The organism is Propioniferax innocua (genome assembly GCF_006716235.1).
GTDB classification, from domain to species: Bacteria; Actinomycetota; Actinomycetes; order Propionibacteriales; family Propionibacteriaceae; genus Propioniferax; species Propioniferax innocua.
In genome coordinates this window covers 462454-483408 of the sequence record NZ_VFOR01000001.1, presented here as the reverse complement: position 1 = coordinate 483408, position 20955 = coordinate 462454, and the positions used below count along the sequence as shown (strand labels likewise).

Below are 20955 nucleotides of genomic sequence, written 5' to 3'. Positions count from 1 at the left end.
CGGTTCTTTGTGGTGACTTCTTTGTGGTGACGCTGGGCGTCGGTGGGGTGATGGTTCACAGAGGAAAAGACTGGAGACGCGTCCAGACGCCTTGCTGCGGTGAGTAGAGGCTGAGATGAGTGGCTCGGCCGTGGATCGGTAGTTGGGGAGTGATATCCCGTTCGGCGTCATCGAGTGCTTCGGCGGGGCACTTGTGGCCGATGGTCAGGTGGGGGATCACTTCGGGGAACCGACCCTCGTACGGCAGAAGGTGCGGGAAGGCAGTGGTCAGCGCATGAGTCAGGCGCAGGAACGGCGTCGGGTCTTGGGGCGCGAGCCACAGGACAGTGCGCCCGAACCATGCGCAACGGTCGAAGGTGTAATCGAAGGCCCCGGTGTCACGGACGGCATCGGCGATCTTTGCCGGTCCTGTCATTGCATCCTCGGGGGGGATGGGGAACAGGCAGGTCACGTGTGCAGGAACTCCGACCGGAGCCAGTTCATCGAGCGAGGCTCGCCAGGGGTCGACCACGGGACCGGCTTCGGGCACTTCGATTATCAGGGCGCTGGCGGGCAGCGCCACCGGTGCTGAGACAAGCGTCCTCTCAGGATCGTCATGGTCAGCGGGGATTCTCACGACCACCGATCATAGGTCATGCGCACCACCGTGAATCGTGGGTCACGGGCCATCTGTTCGACGCGACCGTACTGCTCGAGGTGACGGCGGTGCCGAAGATGTGAGTTGTACACCACCCATAACTGTCCGCCCGGGCGGAGCAGGCGCACACCGGCGTCGATGAGTTTGGTCGAGAGGTCGGTGTCGATGGCTCCGCCGCGGTGGAACGGGGGATTGAGCACCACGAGATCGGTGGACGCCGGAGGCTCGTCGGATGCGCGGTCCTGCCAGGAGACCTGGACGCGATCTTCGTGCGGCCCGGTGAACGAGGCGGTAAGGGTGGCACGGGTCGAGGCGACCGCGTCGCGGGAGTCGTCGCTGGCGACGATGTGCGCCTCGGGGAACCTGTGCGCCAACCACGCGGTGAGCAGACCGTTGCCGCATCCCAGGTCATGGATCAGTTGTGGTGTGTCCGGACCGTGGTCAGCCAAGGCATCGAGCAGCAGCAGACTGCCGTGATCGGCCTCGGCCCCGTTGAACACATCACCCACGGCGCACAGCGTCAGGTCGACTCCTTCGGCGTGGACGGGGTTCTGGATCGGTGTGCGGTCGACGTGTGGACGTGGACCGGATGCGACAAGACACCGTGACTTGCGTTGGGCCCGGGTGGCGTGGACGTGCTCGAACCGTTGCATGAGCACCTCATTCATGGTCGGCGTCATGTACTTGAGTCGCGCACCGCCCACCAGCACCACATCCTGAGGGGCCGAGGTCTTTGGGGTCTGCTGCCCCAGATCGGCGGCGGCATGGGCGAGTGACTCCACACCGCGCAGGGACTTTGGCAGATGCGCGAGCACGAGTGTGGGGCCAGACGCCGATCCCTTCCTGTGCTCTGCGGGGTCGGGCCATTCACCGGTCACGGGGATGTCGGTTCCGGCAACCGCTGCCTGGACGGCGAGGGCCGCGGCCCGAGAAGCACATCTGACGTGCACCGGTACGCCCCACTGTGTTGCTGCCAGTGCGAGGGAACCGTCGGGGTCGTCCACCACGACGAGACGGGAGGGGCCGTCGCCCATCGCCGCCAGGGTCGCCGGATCATGTCGTGCGGTGGACAACAGCAGATCGGTGATCGGATTCGTCACGTCGTGTCTCGGTTCTCCGTCGGTGATTCATCGAGTCGGAATGCGGGTCCATCGTGCCAGCCCGCGGCATCCACGTGACCGATGCAGGTCAGCGGCCCTGCGATCGTGCAGGTCTCGTATCGCAGCAGGGACACAGATTCGCACCGCCAGCTCTCGTCGTGGGGGAGTGTGCCCAACCTTTCGGTCACCTCGGTGAGCCGACGCCGAACGGCATGGTGCCCCAAAGTGATGTGCGGGACGTAGTGGTCCAGACGTCTGCGGGGATCATTGCGGCACAGTTCCTCGTGGGCCTGCTGCATCCACCCCTGGGGATCGGCCACCGCCAGGTAAGGCGTCGTGGTGAAGGTCCCCCATCCGATGGCCCGGATGGTGAGGGACCAGCCAGGCGTCATCAGGTCGGTCAGAGATTTCACATCGCGCTCGTGGGATGCTGCGTCGAACTCGGTGCCCAGCAGACCTCCGTAGGCGAGGGTGATGTGTGGCTGCCGCCGATATCCGGGAAGAAGTCCGCCCAGAACGCGACGCGCGGGGACGGGATCCCACTCCACCTCGAATGCCCAGACTGCGGCATGACGCGTGCCCAGGTGCCACTCGGGGTGATCCCTGTCCTCGCACGCGATGGTGTACATGTTGTCACTCAACCATGCGGCCCTGTGTCCTGTGTGATGTGCATCGTGCCCTGTGTGATGTGCATCGTGCCCTGTGTGATGTGCATCGTGCCCTGTGTGATGTGCATCGTGCCCTGTGTGATGTGCATCGTGCCCTGTGTGATGTGCATCGTGCCCTGTGTGATGTGCATCGTGCCCTGTGTGATGTGCATCGTGCCCTGCTGTCATGTGCATCGTGTCGTGCATCATGCCGGCCAGCCACTTCATCGGTGCCGGGCCGGTTTGTGAGAGACGGGCCGGTTTGTGAGAGATGGGAGAGTGGTCGGCATGGCAGATCCGCAGACCTATCGTCCCGCCCCGGGGGCGATTCCCACCGACCCCGGGGTCTATCGGTTCTCGGATGAGCATGGGCGCGTGATCTATGTGGGCAAGGCCAAGAATCTGCGTCAGCGGCTCAACTCCTACTTCGCCGATCCCGCGGGGCTGCACGAGCGCACCCGGCGCATGGTCACCACTGCTGCGCGTGTGCAGTGGACGGTCGTCCACACCGAGGTGGAGGCACTCCAGCTCGAATACTCATGGATCAAGGAGTTCGATCCACGTTTCAACGTCAAATATCGCGACGACAAATCTTATCCGTGGCTGGCTGTCACCTGGGGCGAGGAGATCCCGCGTGTGTACGTCGGGCGAGGGGCGAAACGCAGGGGGACGCGTTACTTCGGCCCCTACGGGCACGCTTGGGCCATCCGCGAGACCGTCGACGCCCTGTTGCGGGTCTTTCCGATGCGGTCCTGCAGCGCTGGTGTGTTCAAGAACGCCAAGGCATCGGGACGCCCGTGTCTCTTCGGCTACATCGAGAAGTGTTCCGCGCCCTGCGTGGGGCGCGTCACGCCCAAGGAGCACCGTGAGATCGCCGAGGACTTCTGCCAGTTCATGAGCGGACGCACCCGCCCGATCATGCGCCGATTGGAGAAGGAGATGATCGCGGCCTCGGATGCGCTGGAGTTCGAGCGCGCGGGCAAACTCCGCGACGACCTTGCTGCACTCACCCGGGCGATGGAGGCCAATGCCGTTGTGTTGCCCGATGGCACCGATGCCGATGTCATCGCCCTCGCCGAGGATCCGTTGGAGGTGGCGATGCGCATCTTCCACGTCCGAGGCGGACGCATCCGTGGTGAACGCGGTTGGGTGGCAGACCGCGTCGACGACGCCAAGACCCCTGAGCTCGTGGAGACCTTCCTGCAGCAGCTTTACAACGATGAGGTGCGGGCGGTCGACGCCGAGGCGATTCCTCGTGAAGTGCTGGTTCCTGCTTTGCCGCCGTCGGCCGAATCCATCGAGGCGGTGCTGTCGGAGCGTCGCGGCACCAAGGTGACGGTGCGCGTTCCACAGCGTGGAGACAAGGCCGCCCTCCTCGAGACGGTCGCCCGCAATGCCCAGGAGGCACTCGTGCGGCACAAGACCAAGAGAGCCTCCGATCTGACCACGCGAAACCGCGCTCTTGATGAGATCGCCACGGCACTGGGTCTTCCCGAGGCGCCCCTGCGCATCGAGTGTTACGACGTCTCGAACCTCCAAGGGACCGAGGTCGTCGCCTCCATGGTGGTGTTCGAGGACGGTCTCCCACGCAAGGGTGAGTACCGCCGGTTCACGATCAGGGGCGTGGAGGGTCAGAACGATGTGGCCTCGATGCACGAGGTGATAACGCGTCGGTTCACCCGGCTGAAGGAGGATCGCGAGGCCATGGCGTCGGCCACGAATGACCCGACGCAGGCAGAGGGGCCGTTGCTGGTGGATCCCTCGACCGGTGCGCCGCAGAAATTCGCCTACGCCCCGGCGCTCGTGGTGGTTGACGGCGGCCCGCCGCAGGTGGCGGCTGCGGCTCAGGCGCTCGACGAGGTCGGTGTCGATGATGTCGCGTTGTGCGGACTCGCCAAACGACTCGAGGAGGTGTGGCTGCCGGACGAGGAATACCCGGTGATCCTGCCGCGGACGTCGGAAGGGCTGTATCTGCTGCAGCGCATCCGTGATGAAGCGCACCGGTTCGCGATCTCGCATCATCGTGGGCGGCGTTCGAAATCCATGCTGGAATCAACGCTCGACGGCGTCCCGGGGCTGGGTGAGGTGCGCCGCAAGGCGTTGATGAAGCGATTCGGATCGCTGCGAAAACTTCGCGCGGCGACGGTGGAGGAGATCGCGGAGGTTCCGGGTTTCGGCCCCACGACCGCGGCAGCGGTGGCCGACGCACTCGTCGAGCGTCCCGCCGGACCGGTCATCAACACCGCGACCGGTGAGATCGTGGAGGACGATCGATGACCCCGTCCCGTCCCGGTTCACCGCGGATATCCCGCCGTTCCGACCCCGATGTGGGCGATGCCCCCATAATGGGGGCCGTGACCACATCGAGTGATGAAACCGGATCCCAGGCCAAGGACTCTCGCAGGCTCGTCATCGTGACCGGCATGGCCGGGGCCGGCAGGCGGACCGCAGCTCATGCGCTGGAGGACCTCGGCTGGTATGTGGTGGACAACCTGCCGCCGGTGATGCTGCCCCAGCTGTACGAGCACTGTTGCGCCAAGGGGATCGGCAACATCGGTGTGATCCTCGATGTGCGGGGGCGCAAGCTCTTCGAAGAGCTTCCGTGGGTCTTCAACGAGCTCGAAGAGGCCGGGCAGATGCCCGAGGTGCTTTTCGTGGAGGCATCGGAGGAGACGATCGTCAAACGTCAGGAGTCGGTGCGGCGTCCGCATCCGCTGCAGGATGACGGCCGGTTGCTCGACGGTGTGCGGCAGGAGAAGCAGATGCTCTCGACGCTGCGCGCGGCGGCCGACCTGGTGATCGACACCACCAGCATGAACGTTCACCAGCTCAAGTCTCGTGTCAGCCACGCCTATGGCGGGGATGAGGGGGATCAGCTCCGGCTGACGGTGATGTCGTTCGGATTCAAGAACGGTCTCCCGATCGACGCCGACATGGTCGTCGACGTGCGTTTCCTGCCCAACCCCCACTGGGTTCCCGAGTTGCGGGCACACACCGGCCTGACTCGGCCGGTCAGGGAATATGTGTTGACGCAACCATCCGCCGGGCCTTTCCTGCAGCAGTTGCAGTCGTTGATGGTGACGGTGGCCGAGGGGTACCTCCAGGAGGGCAAGAGGTTTGCGACGCTCGCGATCGGTTGCACCGGTGGTAAACATCGGAGCACGGCGATGGCCGAGGAGATAGGGCGACGCCTGCGTGAGCTGGGAATGCCGACGCGGGTGCTGCATCGGGATGTGGGGCTCGAATGAGACGTTTCGACATGGCCTTCGGCCAGCTCCCGTCCGTGGTCGCCTGTGGGGGCGGGCATGGTCTGTACGCCACGCTCTCGGCCCTGCGTCGTATCACCGACCGACTGTCGGCGGTGGTGACCGTGGCCGACGACGGGGGGTCGTCGGGCAGGTTGCGCAAGGAGCTGAACTGTCTGCCGCCGGGCGACCTGCGGATGGCCCTGGCCGCATTGTGCGGCGATGATCATTCCGGTCGCACCTGGGCTGATGTGCTGCAGTCACGCTTCGGAGGGGATGGGCCGCTGGCCGGTCACGCCATCGGTAACCTGCTGATCGCCGGTCTGTGGGAGAAGCTCGAGGATCCTGTTCATGCCCTGGACATGGTGGGTGAACTGCTCGGTGCGCGTGGTCGTGTACTGCCGATGTCGTCGGCCCCGCTGGAGATCATCGCCGATGTGATCGGACATGATCAGTCGTATCCAGATGAGATCACCGAGCTTCGTGGGCAGGCCGCCGTCGCGCGGACGACCTCCGATGTGCAGGCTGTGCGGTTGGAACCTCAGGATCCGCCTGCGCACCCTGAGGCGATCGCAGCGGTGGAGGACGCCGACTACGTCGTGCTGGGGCCCGGCTCCTGGTTCACCTCGGTGATTCCCCACCTGTTGGTGCCCGAACTCGCACAGGCGCTGCTGCGGACGAAGGCGAAGCGCATCCTCGCGCTCAACCTGCGTCCGGCTGATGAGACATCGGGGTACACGCCGAGTCAACACATCGAGCTGCTGGCCGAGCATGCGCCGCAGCTCCGGCTCGACTATGTGCTCGCGGATCCGAGCTTCGCGAATGACGATCCGCATCTCGAGGCCTACAGTGCTTCGCTGGGTGCCCAGTTGTGGATCGCCGATGTGGCGGTCCGTGACGGCTCACCGCGGCATGACCCGCTGCGGCTGGCGTCCATCTTCGCGGAAATCATGGGACTGTGAACGGAACGGAGATATGGCACTCACGCAGCAGGTGAAGAGCGAACTGGCCACCATCGAGGTGACACGCACGAGCGCGCGTCGGGCCGAGGTGGCATCCACACTCCGGTTCGCAGGCGGCCTTCACATCACCGGGGGACAGATCGTCATCGAGGCCGAGCTCGACTCCGAGGTGGCGGCTGACCGCCTTCGCAGCACCATCACCGAGGTGTTCGGTCATGCGTCGGAGAAGATCGTCGTCTCCGGTTCGGGCCTGCGACGTGGCACGCGTTATGTGCTGCGTGTGATCAGGGACGGTGCGTCGTTGGCACGACAGACCGGGCTGATCGACACCCGTGGACGCCCGGCCCGTGGCCTGCCGCCGAGCGTCGTCTCGGGCACCATCGAGGACTGCGAGGCCGCGTGGCGTGGTGCCTTTCTCGCCCACGGGTCGCTGACCGAGCCGGGACGTTCGATGGCGATGGAAGTCACCTGTCCAGGGCCGGAGGCCGCGCTGGCCCTGGTGGGCGTTGCACGGCGACTCGACATCCAAGCGAAGGCACGGGAGGTCCGCGGCGTCGATCGTGTCGTGATCCGCGATGGTGACGCGATCTCGGCGATGCTCACCCGCCTGGGCGCCCACGAGGCCGTACTGGAGTGGGAGGATCGTCGGGCCCGACGCGAAGTGCGTGCCTCGGCCAACCGGCTGGCCAACTTCGATGATGCGAATCTGCGTCGATCGGCACGTGCCGCGGTGACGGCGGGAGCGCGCGTGGAGCGGGCCCTGGAGATCCTTGGGGACGATGTCCCCGAACATCTGCTGGCCGCCGGAAGGTTGCGTCTGGAGCACAAGCACGCCTCGCTGGAGGAGCTCGGGCGCCTGCACGAGCCCCCGGTCACCAAGGATGCGGTCGCCGGACGCATCCGCCGCCTGCTGGCCACGGCTGACAAGCGTGCTCACGAGCTCGACATCCCCGATACCGAGGCGGGCCTCAGCGCCGATCTGCTCGACGACTGAGCCCTGCTGGAACCGGCCATACCAGCACCAGACCAGCTTGCTTTCCGGTCTGCTGTCACGGCCCGATAACGCGCCCGTTAGAGTTGTTTCCAGTTCGACATATGAGTCTCTCAGAGGAGTCACAAGGAATGACCGTCAAGGTTGGCATCAACGGATTCGGCCGTATCGGCCGCAACTTCTACCGCGCCGTCGTCGCTTCCGGCGCTGACATCGAGATCGTCGGCGTCAACGACCTCACCGACAACGAGTCCCTCGCCCACCTGCTGAAGTACGACTCGATCCTCGGCACCTTCGACGGCGAGATCACCCACGACGAGAAGTCGATCACCGCCGGTGGCCACACCTTCGCCGCGTTCGCCGAGAAGGATCCCGCTGCTCTTCCGTGGGGTGAGGTCGGCGCTGACATCGTCATCGAGTCGACCGGTCGCTTCACGCAGAAGGACGCCGCCGAGGCCCACATCAAGGCCGGCGCCAAGAAGGTCATCATCTCGGCTCCCGCCAAGAACGAGGACATCACCGTGGTGATGGGCGTCAACGAGGGCGACTACGACCCCGCCGCCCACAACGTGATCTCGAACGCCTCGTGCACCACCAACTGCCTCGCGCCGATGGCCAAGGTGCTCAACGATGACTTCGGCATCGTCAAGGGCCTCATGACCACCATCCACGCGTACACCGCTGACCAGAACCTCCAGGACGGCCCGCACAAGGATCTGCGTCGCGCTCGCGCCGCTGCCCTGAACATCGTGCCGACCAAGACCGGTGCCGCCGCTGCCGTGTCGCTGGTGCTGCCCGAGCTCAAGGGCAAGTTCGACGGCTACGCGCTCCGCGTTCCGACGCCGACCGGCTCGGCCACCGACCTGACCTTCGAGGCCGGCCGTGAGGTCACCGTCGAAGAGATCAATGCCGCGATCAAGAAGGCTGCGGAGGGACCGCTCAAGGGCGTCCTCAAGTACACCGAGGACCCGATCGTCTCCAAGGACATCGAGACCGACCCGCACTCCTGCATCTTCGATGCCGGTCTGACCAAGGTGATCGGCAACCAGGTGAAGGTCGTCGGTTGGTACGACAACGAGTGGGGCTACGCCAACCGCCTCGTGGACCTTTCGGCTCTCGTGGGCTCGAAGCTCTGATCTGAATCCATCACGTCATGACGGGGTCGACCGCCGAGCGCGGCGGCCCCGTCGTGCATTCACCGGGTGACGCTGCGGCGGCTTCCGCAGAACTGATTCCCGCCACTGATTCGGTGGCATTGTTCGGAAACCACGAAAGGTGGAACATGAAGACACTCGCTGACCTCGGCGACCTCAAGGGCCGCAAGGTCTTGGTGCGCTGCGACCTCAACGTGCCTCTCGACGGCACCACCATCACCGATGACGGCCGTATCAAGGCTTCGCTCCCGACCCTCACCAAGCTTCGCGACGCCGGCGCCCGCATCGTCGTGCTCGCTCACCTTGGTCGTCCGAAGGGGGAGCCCAAGCCCGAGTTCTCGCTGGCCCCGGCCGCCGCACGACTGGGCGAGCTGCTCGGTACCGAGGTGAAGCTCGCTGCCGACACCGTGGGCGAGGATGCTCAGAAACTCGCCGGAGAGCTTGCCGATGGTGACGTGCTGGTCTGTGAGAACGTCCGCTTCGAGCCGGGGGAGACCTCCAAAGTCGACGAGGAGCGTGCCGCTCTCGCAGAGAAGTATGCGGCCCTGGTGGGCCCTGATGGGGCCTTCGTCTCCGATGGCTTCGGGGTGGTCCACCGCAAGCAGGCATCGGTCTATGACATCGCCAAGCTCCTGCCCGCGGCTGCGGGCACGCTCGTGGAGAACGAGGTGACCAAGCTCGGTCAGCTCACCGATGACCCCACACGCCCGTTCGTCGTTGTGCTCGGTGGCGCGAAGGTCTCCGACAAGCTCACGGTGATCGACAACCTCCTCGGCGTGGCCGACACGCTCGTGATCGGCGGCGGCATGGTGTTCACCTTCCTCAAGGCCAAGGGTCACGAGGTGGGCTCCTCGCTGCTCGAGGAGGATCAGGTTGACGTCGTGAAGGGCTACCTCGCGAAGGCCGAGGAGCTCGGCAAGCAGATCGTGCTGCCCACCGACGTCGTCGTGGCCCCCGAGTTCAAGGCCGACGCCCCGGCGTCGACCGTTGCGGCCGACGCCATGCCCACCGACCAGATGGGTCTCGACATCGGCCCAGAATCGGCGAAGGCCTTCGCCGATGTGATCCGCGGTTCGAAGTCGGCCTTCTGGAACGGCCCCATGGGCGTGTTCGAGATGGAGGCCTTTGCCGCCGGCACCAAGGCCGTCGCCCAGGCGCTCACCGAGATGGACGGCCTGTCTGTCGTCGGTGGCGGTGACTCGGCGTCCGCCGTGCGTCACCTCGGTTTCGCCGACGAGGCCTTCGGCCACATCTCCACCGGCGGCGGCGCGTCGCTGGAGTTCATGGAGGGCAAGACTCTGCCCGGACTTTCCGTACTCGATTCGAAGGAGGCCTGAATCATGGCTCGCAAGCCCCTGATGGCCGGTAACTGGAAGATGAACCTCAACCACGTGGAGGCCACCGGCCTGGTGCAGAAGCTCGCGTGGACGCTCAAGGACCATGAGTACGACCCCGAGAAGTGCGAGGTCGTGGTCATCCCGCCGTTCACCGATATCCGCACCGTCCAGACCGTGATCGACGGCGACAAGCTCCCGCTCGGTCATGGTGCCCAGGATGTGTCGCAGCATGATTCCGGCGCGTACACCGGTGAGGTCTCGGCGTCGATGCTCGCCAAGCTCGGCTGTCAGTACGTGGTGGTCGGTCACTCCGAGCGTCGTGAGTACCACGCCGAGACCGACGAGATCGTGGCCGCCAAGGCCCGCAAGGTCATCGATGCCGAGATGACGCCTATCGTGTGCGTCGGTGAAGGTCTCGACGTCCGCAAGGTCGGTGACCAGGTCTCCTTCACCGTGGCCCAGGTCAAGGGCTCACTGGCCGGGCTCACCGCCGAGGAGGTCGCCCGTTCGGTGATCGCCTACGAGCCGGTGTGGGCCATCGGCACCGGTGAGGTCGCGACCCCCGAGGACGCCCAGGAGGTCTGCGGTGCGATCCGTGCCGCGGTCACCGAGATGCATGGGGCCGAGACCGGCGATGCGGTCCGTATCCAGTACGGCGGCTCGGTCAAGGCTGCGAACGTGGCCTCGATCATGGCCCAGCCCGATGTGGACGGCTGCCTCGTGGGCGGTGCATCGCTGAAGGTGGACGAGTTCGCCGCCATCGGTCGTTTCTACGACCTGCCCGCGGTCGACTGACCGACCGGGGAGTCCTTCCGACACAGAAGCGGGGGCAGCGACCATCTGGTCGCTGCCCCCGTTTCCTGCGTCGTCAGGGATCGCGTGTCGTCGCGGATCAGAATCGGCGCGGATCAGAACGTGAACGTCACCTTCACCCGGGGCTCGGACACATCGGCGACGAGGGTGAACGACTGTTCCTGTCCAACATCGACGGTTCCCTCGGCGCCATTCTGTGTGGCATTGGCCTGAAGCTGCACCTTCGTGGTGAGGGTTCCGGTCGCCTCGGTGCCATTGGCGGCCAGACGCGGGTCGAAGTCGCGCCAGGGATCGTTCGTGAGCGTGTACTTGAGGGTTTCCTTGTCGAGGCGGATTCCGTCCTTCTCCTCCCACCGAATCATCGGGCAGCCCTGCGGCATGAGTTCCTTCTTCGCCAGGCACTCGTCGATCGCACGCTTGCCCGCGGCGATGACGTCCTTGCGGCCCTTGTCGCTGAGCTCGGGTTGCGTGGTCCAGTCCGCGGGGAGTTCCTTGCCGACCTCGAGGACGCTGAGATCGCTGCGGTCGACCTTGAGGCGATCATTGGCCGAGGTCATCGTGTAGGTGCCGGGGAATGCTTCCACGACGCCGGTCGCCTTGACCCCATTGACCTTCACAGCGATATCGCCCAGATCCACGGGGTTCGTGACCGATTCCAGACGCCAACCCTCGGGCGTGTTCGTGACCGCGAAGTCGGCGGATGCTTCCACACCCTGCACCATGAAGGTCGCCGAGACCACGCCGCTCGGCACCGAGTCATCCTCCAACTGCTTCATGGTGGCGTCGGTCGTGGCCGGGGCCTCGATGCCACCTTGCTCATTCGAGCTGTCGAGCACCTCGTCGGTCAGCAGGGGGCTTTCGGGGGCTTCCGCCGCCTGGTCGAGCGCGGCTTGGGCATCGCCATCGACGAGGGCCTGGAGGTAGGCCTGCACGGCCGCACTCGCCGCGTCGGTCTCGGTGGCGAGCGCCTCGGCGCGACGCTCCTCGGCGCGCTTGGTCTGCACGGCGTTGTGGATGAAGTAGCCGCCGACGGCGAGTACGAGAACCACGGCTGCGGCGATGATCCCGATGATCAGCCCCTTCGGGGTCTTCTTCGGCCCGCCCATCTGCTCGGTGCGTGGTGGCCCCTGATGTGGGCCAGGTTGATCGGGGCCCGTCTGGTTGGGGAACGGGGGAGCGCCCTGTGGGCCGGGAGCCTCGGGGCCACTGTGATGCTGGAAGCCCGGCTGCCATCCGCCCGGTGGTGGGTTCATGCTCATGGGTTCCTCCGGTGAAAGATGTGGTATCCCGCAAGTCTGCCACGTCTGGCGTCAGTGGCGAGGCTTCGTGGACATGCCCATCGGGTGCGCGCTAGGTTCGCTGTGGCAGCGGCCGCGGGGCCGAAAGACATGTACCAGGGAGTGCCCGTGCCGGAATACGACGACTTCGACCTCGACCGCAGTACGCGGGAGGCCTGGCGTCGATTTGCCGACAGCTTGGCCGAGGTCATCTCGATGATGGATGACACCTCCGACCTCACCATCGGCAGCGTCGCCAACAGCGCAGACACGGTGCCCTTCGTGCGTTTCCGCTCGCTGACGCGAGACCTGCTGCGTGCTGAAGCCGCGAGCAACGGGACGCTGGGGGAGGAATATCAGCTCACCGCAGCACAGCTCGAACAGCTGGAGGACTTCGGCTGGCAGCCGCCCACGGCCACCGGGCCGCATGCGACCGAGAACTTCTGGATCGAGATGGGCCAGGAGCGTTCCCAGGAGCTCGCCGAACTGGCGGTTGCGGCATTGCGAGACGTCTTCGGTATACAGCACCCGATCTTTTTGGCCCCCGACCAACTTGCAGAAGTGTTGGAGCCCGAGGCCAATCCCATCGAGGGGCACTCGGAGTTCGAACCCGATGACGTCGTCGCGACGGTGCCCGCCAACCCGGAGCATCTCGATCAGATGATCGAAGCCGAGCTCATCGAGATGTTCGGGCACCGGCCGATGCGCGACTCCGAGGGCGATATCGCGATCCGCGTCGGCTCGACGATGCTGTTCGTTCGCGCCAGCAGTGATCACCGTGAGATCATTCTCTTCGCGTGCCTTGTGCATGACATCGATGGCCGTTCGCGCGCGATGGAGGTGCTCTCCGACCTCAACAGCGAGTTGCGAATGGTCAAGTTCCAGCTCATTCGGGACCGCGTCTTCGTGACGCTCTCGGTGTTCGCCCATCCGTTCGTCCCGGCGCATCTGCATCAGGGGGTGCGGATGCTGAGCGATGTCGCTGATGGCATCGATGATGATCTTGCCGCCAAGTTGCGCGGACGTACGACGTTCGAGGAATGAACCGAGCCCGGGTGAACACGATGACAACCACATCGGAGTCAGCAAGGATGGATGCAGTGAGCGACAAGACGTACTTCGAGGCGATTCCGGCGGAAGACTGCTGGCAGCTGCTGCATGCCCAGGGGGTGGGGCGGATCGCGTGGGCCAACTCGGAGGGCATCACCATTCTTCCGGTGAACCACGCCGTGGTGGAGGACGGGATCATCATCCGTACGACGCCGACCGGTCTGTTGGGGGAACTGGCGCACGATGTCACAGTGGCCTTCCAGATCGATGACGTCGATACCGAGACCCAGATCGCATGGTCGGTGCTCGTGCGCGGCCGGGCCAGAGAGCTCACCGAGGCAGAACGTGCTGACCGGTCGATGACCATCCCCGAGCCTTGGGCCGGTGGGGAGCGTAACCTGCTGCTGCGGATCAGCGTCGAGCAGATATCGGGACGCGTCCTCTCTGGTGAATGAGAGGGTGGTCCCAGACAATCACCGCGGGGCCACGGGGTATGGATAACTACGAGCCGTAGTAGTAAACTTCGTGGTGAGCCCCGGACCATCGGACCCCGATGTTCGTCGGGCGCAGGGAGGGAAGAACACATGAGCAATGAGACAGGACCGATCATCGTCGGCGTGGACGGGTCGGAGGATGGTCTGCGCGCAGTGGAGTACGGAGTCCGTTCCTCCAAGAACAGCGGACGCCGTCTCCAGTTGGTGCACGCGGTGGATGACGCCGTGCTGGCCGGCGCGTGGGGTGTGATCTACGACCCGACGATGCTGCAGGAATCCGGCCGCAAGGCCGTTGACGAAGCCAAGGAACATGCCCTCGAGATGGGGATGGATGAATCGAACCTCGACGCCGAGGTCTTCATGGGCAACCCGGGAGCCGTGCTGACGCGGCTTTCGGAGGACGCCTCCATGGTGATCGTGGGACGCCGTGCCATCAGCGGCTTGGAACGACTTTTCGTGGGTTCGACCAGTGCTGGCATCTCGGTGACGGCACACTGCCCGGTCATCATGGTTTCGGCGGCGTCGACGCCCGGACCGACCGCCGAACGCAAGCTGATCGGTATCGGGCTCGATGATGGTCCGCGTGTCGAGTTCTCGCTGGACTGGGCGTTTCGTGAAGCCAAGGAACGTGGATGGGCGGTGGAAGCGGTCCATGCCTGGCAGCCTCCGCGGGGGCTGTTCACCGGGGATGCCCGTGAAGGGGAGGACGCCCGCATCGCTGCGGTGGAGAAGGTCATCACCGACATGATGAAGCGTGTGGCCGAGAAATACCCCGATGTGCCGCACACTCTCGACATCGTGGAGGGCCACGCGGTCGATGAGCTCACTCATCGTTCCGAGAAGTACGGGCTGCTGGTGCTCGGGGTCAACCCGCATCTGCCAGGTCTTGCGCCCGGCGCTCGTATCCGTGCCCTCATGGCGCACGCCAACGCTCCATTGGCGCTGGTGCGTCCCGAGGACTGAGCAGGTCGCCGTGTGCATGATGTCGGCACACGCGCGCTGACGGACACCCGGGTATGGCCGGACCACTAGGCTGGTCCGGCCATGTCTGTTTCATCTCCTTCTGGTTCCGAGCCGGTCATCACGTTCGATCCGGAGCTGCCCATCGCCGCGCGTGCGGACGAGATCGGGCGTGCGATCAAGGAGCATCGCGTCGTCGTGGTGGCGGGGGAGACCGGCTCGGGTAAGACGACGCAGCTGCCCAAGATCTGTCTGCGGGCCGGTTTGACGGCGGTCGCGCACACCCAGCCGCGACGACTGGCGGCCCGCAGCGTCGCCGAACGCATCGCTGACGAGATGCAGGTGGAGATCGGCGACGTCGTCGGATATCAGGTGCGTTTCACCAAACAGGCGTCGGCGTCGACGCGGGTGAAGGTGATGACCGATGGTGTGCTCCTTGCCGAGATCGGACGCGACCGCGATCTGCGTCACTATGACTGCATCATCATCGACGAGGCGCACGAGCGCAGTCTCAACATCGACTTCCTGCTCGGCTATCTCAAGCAGCTGTTGGAGCGTCGCGATGACCTGAAGGTGATCATCACCTCCGCGACGATCGACACCGAACGTTTCGCTGAGCACTTCGCCGATGAGAACGGGCCGTGCCCGATCGTCGAGGTGTCCGGGCGCACCTATCCGGTGGAGGTCCGCTATCGGCCGATCGCCCCGGAGCCGGCGTCGGATGATCCCGATGAATCAGAACCGGTGGTGGTCCCGGAGGTTCCCGACGTACGCGATCAGATCGATGCCATATGTGACGCGGTCCATGAACTTCGTGATGCCGGCGACATCCTGGTGTTCCTGAGCGGGGAGCGAGAGATCCGCGACACCGCCGATGCGTTGACGGACCTGGATCTGCCGAACACCGAGATCCTGCCCCTCTATGCACGGCTGTCGGCTGCTGAACAGCAACGGGTGTTCGGTCGCAGCCGACACCGACGGATCGTGCTGGCCACGAACGTGGCCGAAACCTCCATCACCGTCCCCGGGATCCGTGCAGTCATCGACCCGGGAACCGCCCGAATCTCGCGTTACTCCACTCGAACCAAGGTGCAGCGTCTGCCGATCGAACCGATCTCGCGGGCGAGCGCCGATCAGCGGGCTGGACGGTGCGGCCGTGTGGCGCCGGGCATCTGCATCCGGTTGTACGCCGAGGCCGACTTCGAGGCGCGTCCGGAGTTCACCGAACCGGAGATCCTGCGGACCAATCTGGCGTCGGTGATCCTGAAGATGGCCGACGCCAGGCTGGGCGACATCGCTTCGTTTCCGTTCGTCGAACCGCCCGACCGCGCGCAGGTGACCGATGGTCTGCGTCTGCTCACCGAGCTGGGGGCGATCACCACCACTCGGGGGCGGACGCCGCAACTCACGAAGGTGGGGCGTCAGGTGGCGCGTATCCCGTTGGACCCGCGGATGGCACGCATGCTCGTGGAGGCCGAACGACGTGACTGTCTGGCCGAGGTGATGGTCATCGTCGCTGGGATGACCATTCAGGACCCCCGGGAACGACCCACCGAACAGGCCGAGGCCGCCACGGCGATGCACCGCCGATTCTGGTCAGCGGACATCGAGGATCCCGAACGGGACACCGATCCGAACGCGCCCAAGGGGGATGATGCGGCGCCCCCAGACCACTCGGACTTCATGGCGCTGCTGCGACTGTGGAACTATCTGCGCCGACGCCGCCGCGAACTCTCCGGAAACGCCTTCCGCCGCATGTGTCGCAGTGAGTTCCTGCACTTCGTTCGCATCCGGGAGTGGCAGGATCTGCACAATCAGCTCAAGGACATCACCTCGGAGCTGGGCATGCAGCGCAACCGGCAGCCCGGTTCGCCGGCGTCGATCCACACCGCGATCGTGTCGGGTCTGCTGTCGAACATCGGGTTGGCGCCGGTGGAGCAGAACAAGCGCAAGGACCGGCGCGGCAAGCGGCGTCGTGGCCCGCGTGAATTCGTCGGCCCCCGCGGGGTGCGGTTCGCGATCAACCCCGGCTCCAGTGTGGCGAAGAGTCCGCCCGAGCTGGTGATGGCCGGTGAACTCGTCGAGACCAGCCGTCTGTGGGCTCGCACGGTTGCCGGAATCGAGGCGCATCAGATCGAGGCCGTGGCCGGGCACCTGGTGAAACGCACCTACTCCGAACCGCGTTGGAACCCGAAGAGTCAGTCGGTGGTCGCCAATGAGTCGGTGCTGCTGCTCGGGGTGCCGTTGGTCTCGGGACGCCGCGCGAACTACGGGCGTGTCAACCCGGTCGAGGCACGCACGATCTTCCTGCGTCGGGCACTGGTGGAGGGGGAGTGGTCTGCGTCGTATCCGTTCCTGGCGCACAATGCCGGGGTGGTCGCCGAGATCCAGCAGGCCGCTGAACGAACCCGACGCAGCGACCTCTACGACGAGGAGGCCCTTTTCGAGTTCTACGACGCACGCATCCCCGAGGGGGTCGTCTCGGGCGGGCACTTCGCATCCTGGTGGCGCAAGCTCGACGACCAGGGGCTCCTCGATGTCCGTCCCGAGGACCTCGTCCGCGACCCCGAGGCGTTGGGTGCCACCGGTTTTCCCGATTCCTGGGAGGTCGCGCGTGTCGATGGTGAGGGGACGCTCTCGCTGCCGGTGCGTTACGTCTTCGAACCGGGTGCCGGTCACGACGGCGTTACCGTTGAGATTCCCCTGTCGCAGTTGAACCTGATCGATCCTGCCGAGTTCACCTGGCAGGTTCCGGGCCTGCGTCATGAGCTGGTGACATCCTTGCTCCGTTCCCTGCCCAAGCGCATCCGGACCCGGTTCGTGCCCGCGGGTGAGCATGCGGCCAGGGCAGTGGCGAAACTGAGAGAGCTTGATCTGCCGCCGTCGGTCCCGTTCCCCCGAGCACTGGGGCAGGCGCTGCAGGAACTCACTGGGGAACAGGTCCCCGAGGACGCCTGGGGCGAGGTGGACGGCCATCTGCGGCCCACGTTCGTCGTTGTGGACCCGGCGAAGAACCGATGCGAGGTCGGACGCTCCACCGATCTTGGTGAGTTGCAACGGCGTCTGGGGCCGACGCTGACCGAGCGTCTGACACGGGCCACCGCGGGGGCGGCGGCGAAACCCAGCACCACGTGGACATTCGGGAAGATCGCCGAGACGGTGGGCCAGAAGGTCACCGGCTATCCGGGGCTCTCGGATCGCGGGGACGCGGTGTCGGTGGTGGTGCATGACCGTCGTGACGTGCGCGACCGTGAACATGCATTGGGCCTGCGTCGACTCGTGCTGCTCAACACCCCGGACCCGACGCGCTGGACCGTGGCGCACCTATCCAATCAGGACAAGCTGACCCTTGGCTCCAGCCCATACCGTGATGTGCCGACGCTCCTCGCCGATGCCCGGCTGAAGTCCGTGGGCGATCTGGTGCTGGCCGACGGTGACCCTGCACGGATCCGGGACGAGGCGGCCTTCACCGCTCTCTGTGACCGTGTACGTGCCGACAACGCCGACCGGATGCGCGATGTCGTCGCCATGGCTGCGAAGGTGCTGCGGACCCACCAACAGGTGCAGCAGGCACTTGCGGGAGTGTCGGGTGACATGGCCGAGGATGTCACAGAGCAGCTCGCGAATCTCGTGTTCGATGGATTCATCGCCGCCACCGACGAGCCGCACTTCAGCCAGCTGCCCCGGTATCTGGATGCGGCTCTCGCACGCGTCCACGCCGCCGATGGCAAGGACTCCCAGCGCTCCCAGGATGTGTGGGACGTCGAAGATCTCTACGCCGAGCTGTGCGCGAGCCACCCTGAGGGGCCATTGCCGTTCGAAGTGGAGGAGATCGGTTGGCTGATCGAGGAGTTCCGAGTCAGCGTGTTCGCGCAGCGGTTGGGGACCCGTGTGCCGGTCTCACGCAAGCGGATCCGCAGGGCGATCGACGCGGCACCCCGGCCTTGACGCGGGGCGTCTCCATGTTCTGAGTCAACCTGCGAGGTCGGTTGGCTCGACCTGCGAGGTTGGTTGGCTCGACCTGCGAGATCGGTTGGCTTGGGCGGTGTCTTGCAGGGCTTGTTCGTGCCCCCGTATGGATGGAAGAACAGCCCCGATTTGGGACCAACCGCGGCCTACTCGCCGTGCCCCCGTATGGATGGAAAAACAGTCCCGATTTGGGGCCAACCGCGGCCTACTCGCCGTGCCCCCGTATGGATGGAAAAACATTGCGGACAGATATTGACCTCGGTGAACAAGGATCTGTTCCTGAAAAGTGCAGTTGAGGGCACGATGTGTCCTCAACGAAAAACAATGTATGCAGCCCCGTCGGCGAGAGGCCACTACGTGATGCGGACCTGTGCTCCGGGTCAGGAACAACACCGCCATACCAGGCCGAGCGATCAGACCTCCCCGACGGTCGGGGAGAGTGCCCACAAGGTGATGGGGCGGTAGATTGGCACGCATGCTCGATCCCGACAGTCTGTACCAGGTGGCACCCACGGTGTGGGAGACGCTGCGCGGAACCCGACCTGTGTTCATGCACCTTCTCGACGGTTACGTCGACGCCGGGTCGGTGGCGGGTGAGATCGGCGACCACCTCCTCGCACAGTGCGAGCACGACCGCATGGTGACCTTCGACCTCGACCAGCTCCACGACTACCGAAGCAGACGCCCCGCAGTGACCTTCGACACCGACGCCTGGGTCGGCATCGACGAGTTCGAGCTCGTCATGTACCGCATGGAGGATGCACACGGGCGTCCGTTCGTGCTGTTCATCGGGCCCGAGCCCGATCACCAGTGGGGGCGGACGCGAGCTGCCGTGCGCAATCTGTGCCGTGACCTCGACATCAGCATGAGCATCAGCGCCTTCGGTATGCCGACCGGGACTCCACACACCCGGCCGAGCCTCATCACCACGATCTCTGCCAACAAGGGACACACGTCTGGTAACCCGGTCATGTTCGGCCGGATGGATTTCCCCAGCAGTTTCGGCGCAGCGATCGATCTGGATCTGCAACAGCGTGGCGTCGACGCGGCCTCCTTGGCCGTTCACGTGCCGCACTATCTGGCCCAGGCAGCGTTTCCACAGGCCGCGTTGGCCGGATTGCAACGCCTTGTCGACATCACCGGACTTGAGCTCCCCCTGGAAGGGCTCGAGCAGCGTGTCCGCACCAACCTGGCTGACATCGATTCGGAGATGGCTGAATCGACCGAGGTCCAGGGTGTGGTGCAGCAGCTCGAGGAGCAGTACGACGATCAGGTGAGCCAACAGCGCGGCCCCCTGCCGAGCGCCGACGAGATCGGTGCGGAGCTGGAGCGTTTCCTGGCCGAACGCAATCGCAAGGACGAGGAGGGCCGCTGATGGTTCAGCGTGTGGATGAACTGGTGCCGTTGCTGGATCTTGAGCAGATCGAAGTCGGGCTGTTTCGCGGTGTGCACCCCAAGACGCGCATGCAGCGTTCCTTCGGTGGGCAGGTGCTGGCACAGGCTCTCAACGCGGCCATCCGCACCGTCGATCCGGAGCGTGCGGTCCACTCGCTCCATTCGTACTTCCTGCGTCCGGGATCGACCGATGCGCCGATCATCTATGACGTCGAACTGACCCGTGATGGTGGATCGTTCACCTCGAGGCGCGTCGTGGCCCGGCAGCACGGCAAGGAGATCTTTCACATGGCCGCCTCGTTCCAGAAGCACGAGGAGGGTCTCGAGCATCAGGATCCGAAACCGTCCACCCCCGAGCCCGATGAGTGCCCGAAGCTGGTCGACGTGCTCGCGGCCGCACATGGCCGGGACATGGGAGTCTGGTCCCAGGAGTGGGGGGTGCTGGATGTGCGCATGGTGGGGGACTCCCGCCCCGGACGGCCCCATGTGCCGGCTGAGAACCATGCGGGACACTCCCGGGTGTGGGTCCGCGTCGACGGTGAACTTCCGGAGATCCCCCACATTCACAGCTGTGCCACCGCCTGGGCCTCGGACCTGACGCTGCTTGCTGCTTCGGTGGTGCCGCACCCCGAGGTGGTCTGGGGTTCACCGCAGGTGCAGGCCGCCTCGCTGGACCACGCCATGTGGTTCCACCGGCCCATCCGCGCCGATGAATGGTGGCTCTACGACCAGACGACCACCTCGGCCCAGAACGACCGTGGCATGTCGTTGGGGCGCATCTTCCAGGATGGGAAACTCGTCGCCACCGTGGCGCAGGAAGGTCTGGTGCGCGTCCGCTCATGAGAAGACCCCGTCGCCCGTGTTCATCGGGCGACGGGGTCTTCTGCTCGGGTTCGGTTGCTGCCTGAGGCGAATGCTGCCGGG

General features: G+C 65.3%; 18 protein-coding genes. 13 read left to right on the top strand and 5 right to left on the bottom strand.

What is annotated here, in order from left to right:
• Positions 1–55 precede the first annotated feature (55 nt).
• Genes FB460_RS02200 through FB460_RS02185 form a run of 4 tightly spaced genes read right to left on the bottom strand, consistent with a single transcriptional unit; the run spans position 56 to position 2557 of the window.
• Positions 56–616: a 2'-5' RNA ligase family protein gene (locus tag FB460_RS02200; protein WP_170209916.1), complete on the bottom strand. Its 561-nt coding sequence runs from the start codon at positions 614–616 to the stop codon at positions 56–58.
• Positions 613–1737: a class I SAM-dependent methyltransferase gene (locus tag FB460_RS02195; protein ID WP_142092478.1), complete on the bottom strand. Its 1125-nt coding sequence runs from the start codon at positions 1735–1737 to the stop codon at positions 613–615. Before FB460_RS02195 ends, FB460_RS02200 begins: the two co-directional genes overlap by 4 nt.
• Positions 1734–2366 (bottom strand): 2'-5' RNA ligase family protein, encoded by a 633-nt coding sequence (locus tag FB460_RS02190; protein ID WP_142092477.1) that lies wholly within the window; start codon positions 2364–2366, stop codon positions 1734–1736. Before FB460_RS02190 ends, FB460_RS02195 begins: the two co-directional genes overlap by 4 nt.
• 8 nt (positions 2367–2374) lie before the next feature.
• The gene (locus tag FB460_RS02185) at positions 2375–2557 is read right to left on the bottom strand and encodes a hypothetical protein (protein WP_142092476.1); all 183 of its coding nucleotides are present in this window, start codon (positions 2555–2557) and stop codon (positions 2375–2377) included.
• A gap of 115 nt (positions 2558–2672) precedes the next feature.
• Between FB460_RS02185 and uvrC the strand changes: the two genes are divergently transcribed.
• The 7 genes from uvrC to tpiA all read left to right on the top strand — a co-directional run bounded on the left by uvrC (position 2673) and on the right by tpiA (position 10868).
• On the top strand, positions 2673–4661 hold the full coding sequence (gene uvrC / locus FB460_RS02180) for an excinuclease ABC subunit UvrC (RefSeq protein WP_142092475.1): 1989 nt from the start codon (positions 2673–2675) through the stop codon (positions 4659–4661).
• A gap of 77 nt (positions 4662–4738) precedes the next feature.
• A complete protein-coding gene (gene rapZ, locus FB460_RS02175) occupies positions 4739–5632 on the top strand; it encodes an RNase adapter RapZ (RefSeq protein ID WP_281281818.1) in 894 nt (297 codons plus the stop codon).
• Entirely contained in the window at positions 5629–6591 is a 963-nt protein-coding gene (locus tag FB460_RS02170) for a gluconeogenesis factor YvcK family protein (RefSeq protein WP_246044206.1), read from the top strand. The genes rapZ and FB460_RS02170 overlap by 4 nt, the downstream gene beginning before the upstream one ends.
• A gap of 13 nt (positions 6592–6604) precedes the next feature.
• The gene (whiA, locus tag FB460_RS02165) at positions 6605–7585 is read left to right on the top strand and encodes a DNA-binding protein WhiA (RefSeq protein WP_142092474.1); all 981 of its coding nucleotides are present in this window, start codon (positions 6605–6607) and stop codon (positions 7583–7585) included.
• A 128-nt stretch (positions 7586–7713) separates the two neighbouring features.
• Positions 7714–8718 (top strand): type I glyceraldehyde-3-phosphate dehydrogenase, encoded by a 1005-nt coding sequence (gene gap / locus FB460_RS02160; protein ID WP_142092473.1) that lies wholly within the window; start codon positions 7714–7716, stop codon positions 8716–8718.
• A 146-nt stretch (positions 8719–8864) separates the two neighbouring features.
• Positions 8865–10073 (top strand): phosphoglycerate kinase, encoded by a 1209-nt coding sequence (locus tag FB460_RS02155; RefSeq protein ID WP_142092472.1) that lies wholly within the window; start codon positions 8865–8867, stop codon positions 10071–10073.
• A gap of 3 nt (positions 10074–10076) precedes the next feature.
• Positions 10077–10868 (top strand): triose-phosphate isomerase, encoded by a 792-nt coding sequence (gene tpiA, locus FB460_RS02150; RefSeq protein ID WP_142092471.1) that lies wholly within the window; start codon positions 10077–10079, stop codon positions 10866–10868.
• A 113-nt stretch (positions 10869–10981) separates the two neighbouring features.
• On the opposite strand, the gene FB460_RS02145 is transcribed toward tpiA, so the two are convergent.
• Positions 10982–12145, bottom strand: a complete 1164-nt coding sequence (locus FB460_RS02145) for a proline-rich domain-containing protein (RefSeq protein WP_142092470.1) — start codon at positions 12143–12145, stop codon at positions 10982–10984.
• Positions 12146–12274: 129 nt separating this feature from the next.
• Between FB460_RS02145 and FB460_RS02140 the strand changes: the two genes are divergently transcribed.
• From FB460_RS02140 to FB460_RS02115, 6 genes are all read left to right on the top strand, one after another.
• Positions 12275–13207, top strand: coding sequence for a T3SS (YopN, CesT) and YbjN peptide-binding chaperone 1 (locus FB460_RS02140; protein ID WP_142093304.1), 933 nt, complete (start codon positions 12275–12277; stop codon positions 13205–13207).
• Positions 13208–13263: 56 nt separating this feature from the next.
• Positions 13264–13668: a pyridoxamine 5'-phosphate oxidase family protein gene (locus tag FB460_RS02135; RefSeq protein WP_170209915.1), complete on the top strand. Its 405-nt coding sequence runs from the start codon at positions 13264–13266 to the stop codon at positions 13666–13668.
• A 129-nt stretch (positions 13669–13797) separates the two neighbouring features.
• Positions 13798–14670, top strand: coding sequence for a universal stress protein (locus tag FB460_RS02130; protein ID WP_142092468.1), 873 nt, complete (start codon positions 13798–13800; stop codon positions 14668–14670).
• 81 nt (positions 14671–14751) lie between these two features.
• Positions 14752–18615, top strand: coding sequence for an ATP-dependent RNA helicase HrpA (gene hrpA / locus FB460_RS02125; RefSeq protein ID WP_142092467.1), 3864 nt, complete (start codon positions 14752–14754; stop codon positions 18613–18615).
• A 496-nt stretch (positions 18616–19111) separates the two neighbouring features.
• Positions 19112–20011 (top strand): PAC2 family protein, encoded by a 900-nt coding sequence (locus tag FB460_RS02120; protein ID WP_142092466.1) that lies wholly within the window; start codon positions 19112–19114, stop codon positions 20009–20011.
• Positions 20011–20874 carry an acyl-CoA thioesterase gene (locus tag FB460_RS02115; protein ID WP_142092465.1) on the top strand — a complete coding sequence of 288 codons (864 nt, stop codon included), beginning with the start codon at positions 20011–20013 and terminating at the stop codon, positions 20872–20874. Before FB460_RS02120 ends, FB460_RS02115 begins: the two co-directional genes overlap by 1 nt.
• Positions 20875–20955 lie beyond the last annotated feature (81 nt).

Coding starts and splice junctions, on each gene's coding strand:
- FB460_RS02185 (WP_142092476.1), bottom strand. CDS start 2,557: ATGCACATCACACAGGGCACGATGCACATCACACAGGGCACGATGCAC.
- uvrC (WP_142092475.1), top strand. CDS start 2,673: ATGGCAGATCCGCAGACCTATCGTCCCGCCCCGGGGGCGATTCCCACC.
- FB460_RS02130 (WP_142092468.1), top strand. CDS start 13,798: ATGAGCAATGAGACAGGACCGATCATCGTCGGCGTGGACGGGTCGGAG.
- FB460_RS02190 (WP_142092477.1), bottom strand. CDS start 2,366: ATGTACACCATCGCGTGCGAGGACAGGGATCACCCCGAGTGGCACCTG.
- FB460_RS02145 (WP_142092470.1), bottom strand. CDS start 12,145: ATGAGCATGAACCCACCACCGGGCGGATGGCAGCCGGGCTTCCAGCAT.
- FB460_RS02155 (WP_142092472.1), top strand. CDS start 8,865: ATGAAGACACTCGCTGACCTCGGCGACCTCAAGGGCCGCAAGGTCTTG.
- FB460_RS02115 (WP_142092465.1), top strand. CDS start 20,011: ATGGTTCAGCGTGTGGATGAACTGGTGCCGTTGCTGGATCTTGAGCAG.
- FB460_RS02120 (WP_142092466.1), top strand. CDS start 19,112: ATGCTCGATCCCGACAGTCTGTACCAGGTGGCACCCACGGTGTGGGAG.
- tpiA (WP_142092471.1), top strand. CDS start 10,077: ATGGCTCGCAAGCCCCTGATGGCCGGTAACTGGAAGATGAACCTCAAC.
- hrpA (WP_142092467.1), top strand. CDS start 14,752: ATGTCTGTTTCATCTCCTTCTGGTTCCGAGCCGGTCATCACGTTCGAT.
- whiA (WP_142092474.1), top strand. CDS start 6,605: ATGGCACTCACGCAGCAGGTGAAGAGCGAACTGGCCACCATCGAGGTG.
- FB460_RS02140 (WP_142093304.1), top strand. CDS start 12,275: ATGTACCAGGGAGTGCCCGTGCCGGAATACGACGACTTCGACCTCGAC.
- gap (WP_142092473.1), top strand. CDS start 7,714: ATGACCGTCAAGGTTGGCATCAACGGATTCGGCCGTATCGGCCGCAAC.
- FB460_RS02170 (WP_246044206.1), top strand. CDS start 5,629: ATGAGACGTTTCGACATGGCCTTCGGCCAGCTCCCGTCCGTGGTCGCC.